We start from the raw sequence: 16,091 nt of genomic DNA, 5'->3' as shown, positions 1-16,091 counted from the left end.
CAGGCTCCGACGCGCGGCTCACTGTTGGTGTTGTTCACCCATCAGGACTCGATACTCGGCGGCTTCCGCATGCAGCCATTGCCGGAATGCCTGAAAGCCACCATGGCTCTTCGATCGTTCGGGATAGACAAGCCAGTGCGACCACGCCGTCTTCAGACGGTGATCGGACAGCAACCGCAACTGGCCTGACTGCAGCAGCAGTTGTGCACGCGTCACCCGCCCGAGTGCCACGCCCACGCCTTCCAAGGCCGCACGATGGTGCGATTCGGAATCATCGAAGATCGCGACATAGCGCTTGGGCGCGTTTGCCCCGGTCAATGCGAACCAGCGGTCCCATTCGCCATCCGGGTCACCCAGCAGCGGCCAGTCCGCCAGCGGCTTCGCACCGATGCCGCCCATGCGCTCCACCAGTGCCGGGCTGGCCATCGGTACCAGCCACTCATCGATCAAGGGTTCTGCGATCACTCCCGGCCAGCGACCATCGCCGATACGCATCGCCCCATCAAACTGCAGCTGCCGTTCGAAATCGATCAACAACTGGTTGGATTGCAGATTGATCTCAATCTGTGGATGCGCCGCCACGAAGCGACCCAGTCGCGGCACCAGCCATGCCGAGGCCATGGTCGGCACCGCACTGATCGACAACACGCAATCGCGCCGCGCCTGGAAGGGGCGGAAGGCCTCGTTGATGGCATCCAGGTGCGGCCCGACCTGATCGAGCAGGCGCCGCCCTTCCGGCGTGACTTCGACGCCACGCGCCTGCCGCAGCAGCAGCGGGTAGCCAAGCCGCTGTTCCAGCTGCCGCATCTGATGGCTGAGCGCGCTGACGGTGACATTCATCGCCTCGGCGGCACGCGACATGTTGCCCATGCGCGCGGCAAGCACGAAGCCGCGCAGGAACTGGAGTGGTGGCCCGCTCATATGCCTTTAGTAATTCTCAACCCTTGCTTGAGGAATGCTCGCTTTTACGGACTATAGCGCGGAACTAACCTCAACCTCTCTCAAGACGGAGCAGGAAAATGAACATCTATACCGATCTGTTGTTCATGCATGGCCACATCACCAATGTGGCGCTGGCCAGGGAGTTGGCCGGAGACGCTGCCGCGCCCCCCGCCCGCGAGGACACCGCTACTGCGGGCAAGCCACTGCGTGATGGGCGTGAGCGCAGGCAAGCTGACGAACCGACGCGGAAGTTGCCCCGAGCAATCGATGCCTGCTCGAATCGGTGAACCGGCAATGGCCCCGCTTTGGTAGCCCGGGTAAGCACAGCGCACCCGGGGCATTTCTCGCAGAGCCACACTACTCACCGATCAGAGTTCCCCGGGTGCGCTGCACTTACCCGGGCTACTGCCCTTGTGGGAGCGGTGTAAACCGCGAAGCTAATGTTGCGGGAGCCATTGGAACCCGTGCCAGCTGACGATGTATCTGCTTCGCGGCTTACGCCGCTCCCACAAGAACCATCAGGCCATTTCACCAGAACGCTGGATGTCGTAAGCCTGGGAGGCGCAGCTCATTGGGGGCTTTTTCAGCACAGCCGCAATCCTGCCGAGCATCGTTCCCCGAGTGCGCTGCGCTTACCCGGGCTACCGCTCTGCATTGAAACGCACTGTGTTCAAACGGCGCTTATGATGCCCGCATGAAAACCCGCAACTGGCGCGGCCGCGCGGCGGCCTTGCTTACCACCGTCGTGATTCTGTGCATTGTCTCCAACCCCGAGCTGGCTACGCTGGTTCCTGTGCTGGATGCCTTGGGGCTGGAAGTGCTGCTCGCGCTTTTTTCCGCGCAACTGATGGTGATCTTTTCGGATGTGCTGCTGCCATACGCGCGGCATGGCCATCAGCGTTGGGGCAGGCACGTGCTGAAGCCGGTTGGTGCTGCGCTGCTGTGCTTTGCCGGCGGCTATCTGCGGCAGCTGAGCGGGCATGTGCGGCTTGCCGGGATGCCTGCGCGCTCGTTTTTGTAGGAGCGGCGTAAGCCGCGAAGCTGAGGTTGCTGTAGGAGCGGCGTAAGCCGCGAAGCTGAGGCAGCTGAAAGCATTGGCATCTGTGCGAGTTGATGATGTGCCAGCTTCGCGGCTTACGCCGCTCCCACAAAGAGCCACAAAGAGCCGGAACACCGGAACGACAAAGGCCCGCCAATGGCGGGCCTTTGTGCTTGTTGCCTGCTACGAAGAAACCGCGGCTGCGATTACTTGGCGGCAGCTTCCTCGGCCTTCGGGATCGAGGCTTCGGTGGTGATGCGGATCTTGACGTCGTCGCTCACGGCCGGGGCATAGGCGCCGATGCCGAAGTCGCTGCGCTTGATGGTGGTGGTGGCATCAAAGCCCACCGACGGCACCTTCATCATCGGGTGCTCGCCGGCGCCGTTGACGGTCACGTCCAGCACCACCGGCTTGGTCACGCCCTTGACGGTCAGGTCACCGGTCACGCTCAGCTTGTTGGTACCGGCGGCTTCCACCTTGGTGCTCTTGAAGGTGGCGGTGGGGAACTTGGCGGCGTCGAAGAAATCGGCGCTGCGCAGGTGCTCGTCGAACTTGGCGGTGAAGCTGTTCAGGCCCGACAGCGGCAGGGTCACTTCCACGCTGGACTTGCCGACATCGGCCGCGTCGTACACCAGGGTGCCGTCAGCATTGCCGAAGTGCGCGGTCGGGTTGGAGAAACCCATGTGGTTCCACTGCACCAGCACGTCGGTGTGGCTCGGGTCGAGCTTGTAGGTACCGGCCGCGATCTGGATTGCAGCGGCTTCCGGGGCAGCCGGCGCGGCAGCAGCAGCGGCATCGGCCGGAGCAGCGGCGGTTTCGGCCGGGGCGGCAGCCGGGGCAGCGGTGTCGGCCGGCTTGGAGCAGGCGGTGATGGCAGCGGCAAGGGCCAGCGGGAGCAGCAGCTTGGACAGGGTGGACATGGGTCTCTCCTTGGAGGTGATAGACGGAATGCAATCAGTTTCAACAAGCACGGCGTCAGCCGATGTGACGGACGCCGCGTGGAACGCTTTGGTACTCAGGCAATACGCGCGGCTTCATCGAAGGACAGCCGCGGCAGCCGCGGGAAGATGCCGGACGAGTCGCCATAGCCCAGATTGACGAGGAAATTGGACTTGATGGCGGTGCCGGCAAAAAACGCTTCATCCACCTTGGCCGGGTCGAAGCCCGACATCGGGCCGGCATCCAGTCCCAGCGCACGTGCGGCCAGGATCAGATAGGCGCCCTGCAGGCTGCTGTTGCGGAACGCGGCCTCGTGGCGGCCTTCGCGCGGGCCGTCAAACCAGGCCTTGGCGTCGGCGTGCGGGAACAGGTAAGGCAGCTTTTCGTGGAAATCCAGATCAAACCCAATGATCGCGGTGACCGGTGCCGCCATGGTCTTGGCCAGGTTGCCCTCGGACAGCGCCGGCGCCAGCTTCTGCTTGGCCTCTGCCGATTTGACGAACACGAAGCGCGCCGGACTGGTGTTGGCGGACGTGGGCGCCCACTTCAACAGGTCGTACAGGGCACGCAGCTGGCTGTCCTCGACCGGACGGTCCTGGAACGCATTCTGGGTACGGGCAGTGCGGAACAGCTGGTCAAGCGCGGCATCGTTGAAGATGTCGGACATGGAAACTCCGTGATGAATTGGCTACGGTCGTGACATTGCCCCGGAAAGCCCCGGACAATGACCCCCGATCAGAGGGCTCAGTGTAGAGCCCTCTGGCTGTTGCAACACCCAGCCTTATTGAAACGAATTAATGCCATACGCGAAACGATCGACGCTCCCCTGGACGATCACCGACGGCCGCGCCGGCAACGTGCGCCAGGCCGTGGCGCTGGCGTCTGCGCTGGGCCTGGGCGGCCAGCAGCGCCTGCAGCTGCGGCCGCAGGCGCCGTGGCGCTGGCTGGCGCCGCGCTTGTTGCCGGGCGCAGCGCGGGGCTTTGGCCCACAGTTCGCCCAGTTGGCCGGCAACCCGCCGGAACTGGCGATCGGCTGTGGCCGGCAGGCCGCAGGCGCACTGCGGGTGCTGGGCCAACGCGCCACCCGCACCGTGCAGATCCTCGACCCGCGCATCGCACCGCGCCACTGGGACCTGCTGGTCGTCCCCGAACACGATCGCCTGCGCGCAGGCAATGTGCTCACCCTGCTGGGCAGCCTCAACCCGGTCAGCGATGACTGGCTGGCCTGGGGCCGCGCCGCGTTCTCCAGCTTCGAACAGCTGCCCGGGCCACGCACCGCGCTGCTGGTCGGCGGCCCCACCGATCACGCGCCGTGGCAGGACAGCGAGATCCAACCCCTGTTCCAGCAGCTGGCCGCGCGCATCCGTGCCGAAGGCGGCAGCGTGCTGGCCACCACCTCGCGGCGCACTCCGCGCGCGGCGACGGCCGCCCTGCTGCGTGCCTTCGACGACGTGCCCGGGGTGATCTGGGCCGACGGCGGCGACGGCTCCAATCCCTATGCAGGGCTGCTGGGCTGGGCCGATCGTATTGTCTGCACGCCGGACTCGGTCAACCTGTTGTCGGAGGCCTGCGCCACCCGCGTGCCGGTCAGCGTGCTGCTGGGCGAGCGTGCGCAGGAGCGCATGGCGCACTTCCAGCGCGCCCTGCGTGAGCGCGGGAGGTTGCTGGATGGGCTGGCGGCATTTGATGCTGATCTGAGTCTGGCGGTTGCGCCCCTGCGCGAAACCACCCGGATCGCCGCCGAAGTGAAACTGCGCCTGGGCATGTGAGCGGGCGCGCGGATCGCAGCGGCGCCTGCCCCTTCCAGCCGCGTCTCCCATCTGGAATCCGCGACGCAAAGACAACAGCGGCCCCTGGCTTCAGCACCGTAGCCGCCTGCAGCATGCCCTTGCCGCCAATCGCCTAGAATGGCCGCTGTTTTCTGATTGGAGCAGGCCCATGCCTTCCTTTGACGTCGTATCCGAAGTTGACAAGCACGAGCTGACCAACGCCATCGACCAGGCCAACCGCGAGCTGTCCACGCGCTTCGATTTCAAGGGTGTGGCTGCCAGTTTCGAGCAGGACGGCGAGAAGCTGATCAAGCTCATCGCGCCCACCGATTTCCAGCTCAAGCAGATGGCCGACATCCTCAAGCAGCGCCTGGCTGCACGCAGCATCGATTTCCGCTGCATGGAATTTGGCGACATCGAAACCAACCTGGGTGGCGCGCGCCAGCAGGTGACGGTCAAGCAAGGCATCGAGCAGAAGCTGGCCAAGCAGATCGCCGCCAAGATCAAGGAATCCAAGATCAAGGTCGACACCCAGATCAACGGCGACAAGCTGCGCGTCAACGGCAAGAAGCGTGATGACCTGCAGGAAGTGATGGCGCTGCTGAAGAAGGATGACTTCGAACAGCCGCTGCAGTTCGACAACTTCCGCGATTGATGCAGCCCCGCTGCTGCAGCAGGCTCAACCGGCCTGCTGCAGTTTGCGGTACAGCGTGGTGCGCGAGATGCCCAGTTGCCGCGCCGCCGCGCTGAGGTTGCCAGCATGCGCCGCAACCGCCTGGCGTACCACCTGCGTGCCCTGCGCCCGCAATGAACCCGTCTCCTTGATCACCGCCGGCTTGGCGGTACTGGCACGTGCGCGCACCGGCCCGCGCAGGTATTGCAGCTGCAAGGCACTATCGGCGTGCAGCTGCACCCGATGCACCGGACCGGCCTGCAGCAGGCGGCGGCGCTGGTGCACGCTGGCATCGGCAAACAGGCTGTCCAGGCTGGTCAACGGCAACGCGCCACTGCGCGGCAGGCCGAGGATGCGCCGCGCCACGCTGTTGGCTGCATGCAGCTGGCCGTCTTCGCGCACCGCCAGCACACCCTGCAATGGCGTCCCCAACCAGCGCGCGTCATGTTGCAGCGCCAGCAAGTGGCAGTTGCGCTGCTGCTGGATCAACTGATTTTCGATGGACAGCGCCGCCTGCCGGAAATACCCGCGCAGCAACTCGCTGTCACGTTCGCCGATGCCGGTGATGTCCAGCGCGCCCAGCACTTCACCGTCCACCCCGCGCAACGGCACGCTCAGGCAATAGACGCGGGAAAACTCATCCAGGTAGTGCTCGTTGCCACGCACCAGTACCGCGGCGTCCTCGGCCAGCGCACAGGACGGCGCGGTGGTGCCGATCTCGATCTCGCGTACCCGCCGCCCGATCTGGATAGGCCGCAGGATCGCTTCATCGGCAAGACCATGTTCGCGCTGGGCGATGATCAGGCCCTCGCGGTTGACGCACAGCAAGGTCCAGCGGCGGCCGCCAAAGGCCGCCCATAGATCGTCCATGTCCTGCCGCACGCAACGCGCCAACAGGCGGTCGGATGGATCGTCCAGGCGCAGCCGCCGTTGCCCCAGCGGTGCGTATTGCGGCGCATGCTGCGGGCGGACGCCAGCCTGCCGCGACCGTTCCCAGGAGCGCAGCAGCGCCGGTGCCAGCAACTGCGCGGGCAGGCGCCCGCCTTCGGCAAAACGGTGCCGCGCGGCAGCCAGACGTTGCTGCTGTTGCACGAGCGTGGTGGCCATGGGAATCCTCCAGACAACTGGCCCCAGCCTACACCGCGCCCGCTGACTGGTTCACCATCGCGGGCCGGCATGACCCGCGATGGTTTGTTCCATCAGCCGATCTTGAGAATCGGCTTCAAGGTGATGCCCTTGGTGCTGTCTTCGGCGGCCTGGTTGATCTGCTCCAATGGATAGAACTTGACCAGTTTGTCGAACGGAAAGCGGCCTTGCTGGTACAGCTGTACCAGCTGCGGGATGAACACCTTCGGCACGCTGTCACCTTCGACGATGCCGCGGATGCTGCGCCCGCCCAGCAGCAGGTCGTTGATGTCGAACTCGGCCTTGGTGCCGAGCTTGGGCGCGCCTACCACGCCGATCACACCCAGCCCGGCCAGCGCGGCGATGCCCTGTTCCAGCACTTCCGGACGCCCGGTGGACTCCAACGCGTACTCGACGCCGCCACCGGTGATCCCGCGCACCGCTTCGATCACATCCACCTCGCGGCTGTTGATCACATGGGTGGCGCCCAGTTCGGTGGCCAGCGCCAGGCGCGACGGCACCACGTCGATGGCGATGATGGTGGTGGCACCGGCCACGCGCGCGGCCATCACCGCGCTCAGGCCCACCGCACCTGCGCCATAGGACGCAAAGCTGCTGCCAACGCCGACCTTGAGCGAATTGATCACCGCACCGGCGCCGGTCTGGATGCCGCAGCCCAGCGGCCCGAGCAGTTCGATCGGCGCATCCTTGGGCACCTTGATCGCATTGTTCTCGCGGCTCAACGCATAGGTGGCAAACGAGGACTGGGCGAAGAAATGATCATGCAGCGGCTGGCCGTGCGGGTCCTGGATGGCGGTACTGCCGTCCAGCTCACCGCCACCGAAGTTCAGCCCATAGAAGTCCTTGCAGTACGCACCGTGGCCGCCACTACAGGGATTGCAGTGACCGCAGGCACCGTAGGTGAGCACCACATGGTCGCCCACCCGCAGGTCCTTGACCGCAGGGCCTACCGCCTCGATCACACCGGCACCCTCATGGCCGAGCACCGCCGGCAACGGCACCGGGTAATACTGGTCACGCACGATCAGATCGGTATGGCATAGCCCGGTGGCGACCACCCGCACCAGCACCTCGTCATCCTTGGGCCCGCGGATGCGCGCCTGTTCGATGCTGAAAGGCTTCTCCTTCTCACGCACCACCGCCACGGTGATGTCACGCAGTTCTGCAGATGCACTCATGGGTTTCTCCTGTTCACAGCGGATAGGCGGGGGCTTCGCCCTTGATGGTCAGCCATTGCCATTGGGTGAATTCCTCGATGTTGGCCGGGCCACCAATACTGCTGCCATTGCCCGAGGCACCGACGCCGCCAAAGGGATTGATGACCTCGTCGTTCACGGTCTGGTCGTTGATGTGCAGGATGCCGGTACGCAGCTGTTCGCCCAGTTTCAAGGCACGGCCGACGTTGCTGGAGACGATGGCCATCGACAGGCCGTACTCGCTGTCGTTGGCCAGCGCGGCGGCGTCCGCATCGCTGTCGAACGGCACCACTACCGCCACCGGCGCGAAGATCTCCTCATGGAAGGCCGGGTTGCTCGGGCTCACATCGCTGAGCACGGTCGGCTCGAAGAACAGATCCTGATAGGTGCCGCCGGTTTCCAGCGTTGCGCCGGCAGCCGCGGCCTCGGCGACCACGCGCGCGGCATGGTCACGCTGCTGGGCGTTGATCAACGGGCCCAAGGCGACATCGGCAACGGCCGGGTCACCGACAGTAAGCGATTGCGCCTTGGCGATGAGCTTCTCCAGGAAGCGGTCATAGATGCCGCGCTGGACCAGCACGCGGCCGGTCGCCATGCAGATCTGTCCTTGGTGCAGGTAGACGCCCCAGGTGGTGTTGGCGATGGCCAGGTCGATGTCGGCATCGTCGAGCACGATCAGTGCGTTCTTGCCGCCCAGCTCCAGCGACACCTTCTTCAGATGCCGGCCTGCGGCCTCGCCAACCTTGCGCCCGGCAGCGGTGGAACCGGTGAACTGGATCATGGCGATGTTGGGGTCGCTGGTCAGCGCCGCACCGGCAGCGCCATCACCCGGCAGCACATGCAGCACCCCGGCCGGCAACCCCGCCAGCTCGAACAGGCGGGCAATGACGAAGCCACCGCATACCGCCGTGCGCGGGTCGGGTTTGAGCACCACCGCATTGCCCAGCGCCAACGCCGGCGCAACCGCGCGCATCGCCAGATACAAGGGGAAGTTGAACGGCGAAATCACCCCCACCACGCCCAGCGGGCGGCGGCGTGCAAGATTGAGCCGCCCCGGCACCGACGGCAGCAGCTCGCCCACGCTGCGCGAGGGCAGCGCTGCGGCCTCGTGCAGGGCCTTGGTGCTCACCTTGTTCTCGAAGCCGGCCTTGAGCCGGGTAGAGCCGGACTCGCGCACGATCCATTCGATGATGTCGGCTGCGTATTCATCGGCCAGCTGCGCGGCGCGGCGCAGCACCTGCGCGCGGGTTTCATAGGGCGCGTTGGCCCAGTCGCGCTGCGCTGCTGCCGCGGCGGCGGCCGAGCGTGCGATCTGCGCCGGGTCCGCCAGCCCGATGTTGCCCAGGGTCTTGCCGGTGGCCGGCTCGATCACATCCTGCAGCGTGCTGCCGCGCTGCCATTGACCATCAAATTGCTTGCCCACCCACAACTCCGGGGGAAGAAACGCCTCTTTTGCCATTGCCGTACTCCTTGCGTGGTCGGTGCCGACATTGAATACCTGCACCCGGCAGCTGCCTATTAGCCATCGGCGAGATCAGCACAAGCCGCTGAAACCATGGGGTTTTCAACAATGCGCTGTGTCCAGTTTGTGGACAGTGAACACCCGCGCGATGACAGTCCCGCGGCAGCAGGCCCGGTTGCCCACTACAATCGCCTGCCCTGCCAGCGCGAGCGCCAGCCATGAACGAACACACCGCCACCGATCCCATCGCCGTCACCCGCAACTGGGTGGAAAAGGCGGTGATCGGATTGAACCTGTGCCCGTTTGCGAAGGCGGTCTACGTCAAGCAGCAGGTGCGTTTCGTGCTCAGCGATGCCAGCACGCCGGAGGCGCTGCTGGAGCAGTTGGCGGAAGAGCTGCTGCTGTTGCGCGACACCCCCGCCGAGCAGATCGACACCACGCTGATCATCCACCCGCAGGTGCTGGAGGATTTCCTGGACTACAACGATTTCCTCGAAAACGCCGATGCCGCGGTGGAAGCGCTGGATCTGCAGGGCATCCTGCAGGTGGCCAGCTTCCACCCGCAGTACCAGTTCGCCGGCGCGGCCGTTGACGACGTGAGCAATTACACCAACCGCTCGCCCTACCCCACCCTGCACCTGCTGCGCGAAGACAGCGTGGAGCGCGCAGTAGCCGCGTTCCCGGACCCGGACGTGATTGTCGAACGCAATATCGCCACGCTGGACCAGCTCGGCGTGGAAGGCTGGCACCGCGTGCTCGGCGGTGGTGAAGGCAATACCTGAGAGATGACCGGTAGTGCCGAGCCATGCTCGGCCCGGCTGCACCTGTAGTGCGGAGCCATGCTCGGCCCGGCCGCACCTGTAGTGCCGAGCCATGCTCGGCAGAAGCGTTACCGGTAATGCCTCATGCCGAGCATGGCTCGGCACTACATTGGCTTTGCTGGTAAGGCCTCTGCCGAGCATGGCTCGGCACTACATTGGCATTGCTGGTAATACCTCATGCCGAGCATGGCTCGGCACTACATTGGCATTGCTGGCACGGCCTCTGCCGAGCATGGCTCGGCACTACAGGTGAAGCCTACGCTGCGCCTACCGGTAACCATTGCTGCAGCATTTCGCGCACGTCATGCAGCGAGGCGGTGATGTGGTGACCGTAGCCACGCACTTCTTCGTCCGGTTCCAGCAGGTCGGGAATCTGGATCGTGGTCATGCCGGCGGCCAGTGCCGCGCGCACGCCGGTGGGTGAGTCTTCCAACGCCAGACAATGCGCCGGTGCGATGCCAAGCCCGTGCGCGGCATGCAGGTAGATGTCCGGCGCCGGCTTGGAATGGGCTACATCGCTGCTGGTGGCAACAAACTGGAAGTACGGCAGCAGACCCGCCGCCGCCAGCTTGCGCTGCGCCAGCGGTGAACGCGTGGCGGTGGCGACCGCACGCGGGATGTCGTGCTCGCGCAACAACTCCAGCAACTCGATGATGCCCGGCCGCAGCGGCACCCCGGCATCGACGATGCCGGCATAACGCGCGTAGGAATCGGCCAGCAGCGCATCGGTGCGCTTCAGCCCCAGCACATCGGCAAGCTTCTGCCGGGTGGTGGCATCGGAGGAACCAATCAACGACAACAACAGGCTGCGCGGCAGCACATGGCCCTGCGCCTGCCCAACCTGCTCCAGGCAGCCCATCAGCGCGCGCTCGCTGTCCAGCATCAGGCCGTCCATGTCGAACACCACCGCCTGCGGGCGGGCCAGCAACTCCATCAGGCCTGTTCTCCAAACAGTACGGTCAGATCAGCGGCATCCAACTGCCGCCATTGGCCTTCGCCCAGGTCATCCAGACCCAGGCCGCCAATACGCGAGCGGTGCAGTGCCTGCACGTGGTTGCCCACCGCAGCGAACATGCGCCGCACCTGGTGATAACGCCCTTCATGCAGGGTCAGCCGCGCCGCGCGCGGGCCAAGCACCTCAAGTTCGGCCGGCAACAAGGGCTTGTCGTCCGATTCCAGCAACAGCGTGCCACTGGCGAACTGCACCGCTTCGCGGCCGCTTAGATCTTCCGCCAGCTGCGCTTCGTAAACCTTGTCCAGCTTCGACTTGGGCGACACGATGCGGTGCAGCAGCTGGCCGTCATCGGTCATCAGCAACATGCCCGAGGTATCGCGATCGAGCCGACCAACGCTGGACAGCACCGGGTCGCGGTCGCGGAAGCGATCCGGCAGCAGCTCATAGATCAAGCGGCCATGGTCCTTGGTGGAACAGGTGTAGCCGGCTGGCTTGTGCAGCATCAGGATCAGACCCGGCGGCGGGTCCAGCACCTCGTCATCGATGCGGATGTTGTCGTGCTCGACCTTGTCATCGGCATACAGCACCTCGCCCGCAGCATCCGTGACGCGGCCTTCGCGGAACAGCTGCTGCACCTGCTTGCGGCTACCGTAGCCCAGGTTGGCGATGTGCTTGACCAGCTTCATGCACGGCCCCGGGTGCCGACGATGACCTTGAAGCCATCGCGCTCGGCAGCCACACGCACCTGGCCGAAGCTCTCGGTGAGGATCTGCTCATACGGCAGGTGGCGGTTGGCCACCATGAACAACTGCCCGCCCGGACGCAGCGACTGCGCGGCCATGGCAATGAAGCGGCGGCCGATGTCCGGCCGGTCTTCGCGCGCCGGAGTGTGGAACGGCGGGTTGGACACGATGAAATCGTAGCGGGCATCAATGCCGGTGGTGACGTCATGCCAGCGGAAGTCCAGCTTCGCCTGGGTACCGGTCTCGGCCAGGTTGTGGCGGGCCAAGGCCAGCGCGCGCGCCTCGGCTTCGTACAGATCCAGCGCGGTGACCTTGGGGCAACGCGCCAGCACCTCCGACGACAGATAACCCCAACCGGCACCCAGATCGGCGCCACGGCCAGCCAGATCGGCCGGCAGCTGCTCCACCAGCAGGGCCGAAGCCGGATCGATGCGGTCCCAGGCAAACACGCCGGGGCGGCTCAGGAAGCGCCCGTCGACAATCTTGCGCGGCGCATCCAGCGCGGCCCAGCGCTTGTGCAGCGCCTCGTCATGCTTGCCCTCGGCCGGTACCGACCAATAGGCGCGGCAGTGATTCTTGGTCAGCGTGCCGCCCAGACCGGCCAGCTGCTTCAGGTCGCCTTCGCCGGAGCGCGCGCCTTCATTGTTGGACTGGCAGGCGACGATGATGCCGCCCGGGGCCAGCTTGCTCAGCGCCTGCGCAAACAGCGCACGGGCTTCGTCGCGCTGCCGCGGTGGCAGCACCAGCACCAGCGCGTAGCGCTCGTCTGACTGCTCCAGCGCCTGCTCATCGCGCACTTCCCAGCCGCTGCGCTGCAGGGCATCGGCAAACGGGCGGAAGCTCTGCGCGCAGACCAGCTGGGCACTGTCGGCATGCTCGCGCAGCGGCCAACCGTCCTGCGCGCGCAGGAACAATACCGGCCCCTGCGGCCAGCGCAGGCCAGCCTTGGTGAACGGAAGGAACAGGGTTTCCAACGGAGCGTCGTGCGGAGCAGGCATGCCGGTAATTCGTCTAGCAGGGCCGCCCATTCTACCGGGCCGGCCGCTGCCACCGGCCGCGCGCAGCTGAATGGCCTGCCCGAACCGGGTTGGATCAGGGTTCGGCAGCCGGCAGGTGAAGTACCTGCAGCACGCTGTCCAGCCAGATCACATGCTGCTGGCAGGCCCGCAGCAGGTCTTCCAGGCGCACGGTCGCGTTCACCCCGGGCTGCTCGTTGTGGTCGGCAAAATGCTGCAGTGCCGGCTGCGTGGTGACCGTCCCGGCCACCCGGCTGCCGTCCTTGAGTACCAGCATTACCCGCGCCTGCTCAGGCAACTGGCCGAGCAAGGCCTCCAGCGAAGCGATCAGCGTCGGGTCGGAATAAACATGGGGCGCGTACAAGGGCATGGCAGCGTCCATGGGTGAACGCCGTCACATTACCGTTTTTCCGCGTGAAACCCACGCAAAGAAATCAACGCGGCAGGCGCGCGTCGCGGATGGCCGAAATCAGCTGCGCCACGCTATACGGCTTGGCCACGTGCGCCTGGAAGCCGGAGGAGAACGCGCGGCGGCGGTCGTCAGCCCGCGCCAGCGCGGTCACCGCCACCGCCGGCAGCTCTTCAGCGCCGACGCCCAGGGTCTGCCGCAGGGTATGGATCAGGCCGTAACCATCCATGCCCGGCATGCCGATATCGCTGATCAATACGTCAAACGCGGTATGCCCGCGCAGGTCCAGCAGCTCCAGTGCCTCGGCGGCGGTGCTGGCGGTTACCACCGACGCGCCCTGTTCCTCCAGCAGACGCCGGATGTAACCCAGCATGTCGACCTGGTCTTCCACCGCCAGCACCCGCACGCCCTGCAGGGCATGGGGCACAAGCACCTGTTCGCCGATGCGCCCGCGCTGTACCCGCCGGCGCGGGTGGCTCAGCGCCTTCTGCGGCTGGAACTCCGGCAGCCGCACGCGGAACGTGGCGCCCTGCCCGGGCCCGGCACTGACGGCAGAGACGGTGCCGCCATGCAGCTCGGTCAACTGCTGGACGATGGCAAGGCCGAGCCCCAAGCCGCCATGGCGACGGGTGGTGGTGCTGTCGGCCTGGCTGAAGCGGCTGAACAGGTGCTCCAGAAATTCCGCTGCGATGCCATCACCGTCGTCCTTGATCTGCACCACCAGGTGGCCGCTTTCATGCAGCAGGCTGATTTCGATCCGCCCTTCCACCGGAGTGAACTTGATTGCATTGGACAGCAGATTGCCCAGGATCTGCTGCAGGCGGGTGGCATCACCCAGCACCGGCTGCGGCAGCTCCGGCAACAGCACCTGCAGCGTCTGCGCCTTGCCTTCGATAACCAGCTCCTGCGCGCGCACTGCTTCGCGCACCTGCTCGGCCAGATCCACCACTTCCACTTCCAGCTGCACCTTGCCCAGCAGCATGCTGCTCAGATCGAGCATGTCCGACATCAGGTTTTTCTGGGTCATCGCACTGCTGGCGATTACTTCCATGCCGCGCCGCATCGGGTGATCGGGCTCCATGCGCTGCAGCAGCAGCTCGCTCCAACCCAGCACCGTGGTCAACGGCGTACGCAGCTCGTGCGACAGCGTGGCGAGGAATTCATCCTTCATCCGCGCCATGCCCTCGGCGGTGTTGCGGGCCACGCGTTCGGCGGTGAGCAGGTCCTCACGGGCCATTTCAATCTCGCGCCGCTCGGTGATATCCGGGCTGTTGCCGGCCAGGCCGATGAAGCGCCCATCGGCAGAAAAACGTGGCACCGCATTCATTTCCAACCAACGCCATTGCCCGTCGTGACGGCGCACGCGGGTGCTGGTGTGCAGCTCGGTGCGCCCGCTCAACGCTGCCTGCAACTGGAATCCGAACGATGCCTGTTCGTCCGGATGCAGCAGCCGCCGCCACGGATCCGGGCCGAGGTCCTGATCGGCATGCAGCCCGAAGAACGTAAGAAACGCGGTATTGACGAAACGCAGCTGGCCAATGTCATCCACCACCCACACTGGCATCGGCAGGCCGTCGGCCAGGGCGCTGAAGCGCGCCTCGCTCTCGGCCAGCTCGGTTTCAATACGCTTGCGTGCCGAGATGTCAAAAAGAAACACCGCCACCCGGTGCTTGTCCGGCTCACCGATGCGCACCGCCTCAACCGAATACCAGCGTGCCGGCTCGGACATCTCGCGCTCGAACTGGCTGATGCCGCCATCGCTGAGCACCCGGCCGAAGGCCGCGAACCAGTCCGCGCCCATCGCCGGCACCACATCACTGGCGCGGCGGCCGACGACATCGCTCTGGCCGGTGACCTTCTGGAAACCGGCATTGACCTTGTGGTAGATGAAATCCACCGCGACACCCTCTTCCAGCACCAGCTCGATCACGCACAGGCCGCTGCCCACCGCATTGAACACCTCCCGATAAAGACCGGAGTTTTCCAGATCCTCATCGTCCAGGGACATCATTGACAGGGCGGATTCCAGGTTGGGAGCAGGCATTGTCTGTAGGGAGGGGGGCACGGCAGGAAGGGGCGGGAGTGAGCCACAAGTGTGGGCGAGGGCCGATCCACAGACCGTGATGATGAACCATCGCGCAATCCACTGCAGAATACCGGCTCGGGCGCATTGAAGCCCCTGTTTATCAGTCGCACACTTCAGTCATCAAAGTCCCCAGGAGTACGTCATGAAAACCCTGACCATCACCGGACTTGCCTTGGCCTGCCTGCTGGCCGTTGGCGGCGCCGACGCCAAATCGCGCACGGTGGCTGACCCCGAAGCCCCGCGTGCGCTGAACGTAGAGGGCCCGGTGCAGGTGCAATGGACAGATCCGGCACAGTTCACCGAACTGCGCCACAGCCGCAACCGTTGGGATGCCCAGCGCGGCGACTGGGTGGAAACCCTGGCCGAACACCTGCGCAAGCAGGCCAGCAAAATGCTGCCGGAAGGGCAGAAGCTGGACGTGACCATCACCGACATCAAACGTGCCGGTGACTACGAGCCGTGGCATGGCCCACGCCTGGACGACGTGCGCATCATGCGCGACATCTACCCGCCGCGAATCTCGCTGCAGTTCACCCTGACCGACGCCAACGGCCAGATCATCAGCCAGGGCGAGCGCAAGCTGTCCGATACCGGCTATCTGCTCAACAGCAGCCTGCCCAGCAACACCGACCCGCTGCGCTACGAGAAGCGCATGCTCGACGATTGGCTGCGCCGCGAGCTGCGCAACGACGGCACCACCGCCGGGCTGTAACCGGCCGCAGCAGGAATGAAAAGGGCCGCAACGCGGCCCTTTTTTGCGGCACCTGTAGTGCCGAGCCATGCTCGGCATTGATGCGTCACCTGTAGTGCCGAGCCATGCTCGGCATTGCGCGTTACCTGTAGTGCCGAGCCATGCTCGGCATTGGGCATTGCTGGTAAAGCTTCTGCCGAGCAT

17 protein-coding genes are annotated in these 16,091 nt (G+C 65.3%); 6 read left to right on the top strand and 11 right to left on the bottom strand.

Annotation, left to right across the window (positions count from 1 at the left end; genetic code table 11):
• Window positions 1-18: 18 nt before the first annotated feature.
• Window positions 19-921 carry a LysR substrate-binding domain-containing protein gene (locus ABE493_RS10445; RefSeq protein WP_346498855.1) on the bottom strand — a complete coding sequence of 301 codons (903 nt, stop codon included), beginning with the start codon at window positions 919-921 and terminating at the stop codon, window positions 19-21.
• Between the two features lie 98 nt (window positions 922-1,019).
• Here ABE493_RS10445 and ABE493_RS10440 point away from each other — a divergent pair, with 98 nt between their 5' ends.
• Together ABE493_RS10440 and ABE493_RS10435 are read left to right on the top strand one after the other, a co-directional pair.
• Complete coding sequence (locus ABE493_RS10440; RefSeq protein WP_346498854.1) at window positions 1,020-1,229, top strand: hypothetical protein; 210 nt, start codon at window positions 1,020-1,022, stop codon at window positions 1,227-1,229.
• Window positions 1,230-1,636: 407 nt separating this feature from the next.
• Complete coding sequence (locus ABE493_RS10435) at window positions 1,637-1,963, top strand: hypothetical protein (RefSeq protein WP_346498853.1); 327 nt, start codon at window positions 1,637-1,639, stop codon at window positions 1,961-1,963.
• Between the two features lie 224 nt (window positions 1,964-2,187).
• Here ABE493_RS10435 and ABE493_RS10430 read toward each other — a convergent pair whose 3' ends face one another.
• Together ABE493_RS10430 and ABE493_RS10425 are read right to left on the bottom strand one after the other, a co-directional pair.
• Window positions 2,188-2,901, bottom strand: a complete 714-nt coding sequence (locus ABE493_RS10430; RefSeq protein ID WP_346498852.1) for a YceI family protein — start codon at window positions 2,899-2,901, stop codon at window positions 2,188-2,190.
• A gap of 95 nt (window positions 2,902-2,996) precedes the next feature.
• The gene (locus tag ABE493_RS10425; protein ID WP_346498851.1) at window positions 2,997-3,587 is read right to left on the bottom strand and encodes a malonic semialdehyde reductase; all 591 of its coding nucleotides are present in this window, start codon (window positions 3,585-3,587) and stop codon (window positions 2,997-2,999) included.
• Between the two features lie 130 nt (window positions 3,588-3,717).
• On the opposite strand from ABE493_RS10425, the gene ABE493_RS10420 reads away from it, so the two are divergent.
• Entirely contained in the window at window positions 3,718-4,689 is a 972-nt protein-coding gene (locus ABE493_RS10420; RefSeq protein ID WP_346498850.1) for a mitochondrial fission ELM1 family protein, read from the top strand.
• Between the two features lie 169 nt (window positions 4,690-4,858).
• Complete coding sequence (locus ABE493_RS10415; protein ID WP_346498849.1) at window positions 4,859-5,344, top strand: YajQ family cyclic di-GMP-binding protein; 486 nt, start codon at window positions 4,859-4,861, stop codon at window positions 5,342-5,344.
• Window positions 5,345-5,368: 24 nt separating this feature from the next.
• Here ABE493_RS10415 and ABE493_RS10410 read toward each other — a convergent pair whose 3' ends face one another.
• From ABE493_RS10410 to ABE493_RS10400, 3 genes are all read right to left on the bottom strand, one after another.
• On the bottom strand, window positions 5,369-6,469 hold the full coding sequence (locus tag ABE493_RS10410; RefSeq protein ID WP_346498848.1) for a helix-turn-helix domain-containing protein: 1,101 nt from the start codon (window positions 6,467-6,469) through the stop codon (window positions 5,369-5,371).
• 92 nt (window positions 6,470-6,561) lie between these two features.
• Window positions 6,562-7,686, bottom strand: coding sequence for an NAD(P)-dependent alcohol dehydrogenase (locus ABE493_RS10405; protein WP_346498847.1), 1,125 nt, complete (start codon window positions 7,684-7,686; stop codon window positions 6,562-6,564).
• 13 nt (window positions 7,687-7,699) lie between these two features.
• Window positions 7,700-9,163, bottom strand: coding sequence for a benzaldehyde dehydrogenase (locus ABE493_RS10400; RefSeq protein WP_346498846.1), 1,464 nt, complete (start codon window positions 9,161-9,163; stop codon window positions 7,700-7,702).
• Window positions 9,164-9,384: 221 nt separating this feature from the next.
• Between ABE493_RS10400 and ABE493_RS10395 the strand changes: the two genes are divergently transcribed.
• On the top strand, window positions 9,385-9,948 hold the full coding sequence (locus tag ABE493_RS10395; RefSeq protein WP_346498845.1) for a DUF1415 domain-containing protein: 564 nt from the start codon (window positions 9,385-9,387) through the stop codon (window positions 9,946-9,948).
• Between the two features lie 295 nt (window positions 9,949-10,243).
• Here ABE493_RS10395 and ABE493_RS10390 read toward each other — a convergent pair whose 3' ends face one another.
• From ABE493_RS10390 to ABE493_RS10370, 5 genes are all read right to left on the bottom strand, one after another.
• The gene (locus tag ABE493_RS10390; RefSeq protein ID WP_346498844.1) at window positions 10,244-10,921 is read right to left on the bottom strand and encodes an HAD family hydrolase; all 678 of its coding nucleotides are present in this window, start codon (window positions 10,919-10,921) and stop codon (window positions 10,244-10,246) included.
• Window positions 10,921-11,628, bottom strand: coding sequence for a pseudouridine synthase (locus ABE493_RS10385; RefSeq protein ID WP_346498843.1), 708 nt, complete (start codon window positions 11,626-11,628; stop codon window positions 10,921-10,923). Before ABE493_RS10385 ends, ABE493_RS10390 begins: the two co-directional genes overlap by 1 nt.
• Window positions 11,625-12,683 carry a class I SAM-dependent methyltransferase gene (locus tag ABE493_RS10380; RefSeq protein WP_346498842.1) on the bottom strand — a complete coding sequence of 353 codons (1,059 nt, stop codon included), beginning with the start codon at window positions 12,681-12,683 and terminating at the stop codon, window positions 11,625-11,627. Before ABE493_RS10380 ends, ABE493_RS10385 begins: the two co-directional genes overlap by 4 nt.
• Window positions 12,684-12,777: 94 nt before the next feature.
• Window positions 12,778-13,083 carry a DUF3247 family protein gene (locus ABE493_RS10375; protein WP_346498841.1) on the bottom strand — a complete coding sequence of 102 codons (306 nt, stop codon included), beginning with the start codon at window positions 13,081-13,083 and terminating at the stop codon, window positions 12,778-12,780.
• Between the two features lie 52 nt (window positions 13,084-13,135).
• Window positions 13,136-15,121 (bottom strand): ATP-binding response regulator, encoded by a 1,986-nt coding sequence (locus ABE493_RS10370; RefSeq protein ID WP_430980758.1) that lies wholly within the window; start codon window positions 15,119-15,121, stop codon window positions 13,136-13,138.
• 217 nt (window positions 15,122-15,338) lie between these two features.
• On the opposite strand from ABE493_RS10370, the gene ABE493_RS10365 reads away from it, so the two are divergent.
• Window positions 15,339-15,908 carry a DUF3016 domain-containing protein gene (locus ABE493_RS10365; RefSeq protein WP_346498839.1) on the top strand — a complete coding sequence of 190 codons (570 nt, stop codon included), beginning with the start codon at window positions 15,339-15,341 and terminating at the stop codon, window positions 15,906-15,908.
• The last annotated feature ends 183 nt before the right edge of the window (window positions 15,909-16,091 follow it).

The sequence above is a fragment of the Stenotrophomonas terrae genome, from assembly GCF_039674165.1.
Taxonomy (GTDB): Bacteria; Pseudomonadota; Gammaproteobacteria; order Xanthomonadales; family Xanthomonadaceae; genus Stenotrophomonas; species Stenotrophomonas terrae_A.
This window is presented reverse-complemented; position numbering and strand designations above follow the sequence as displayed.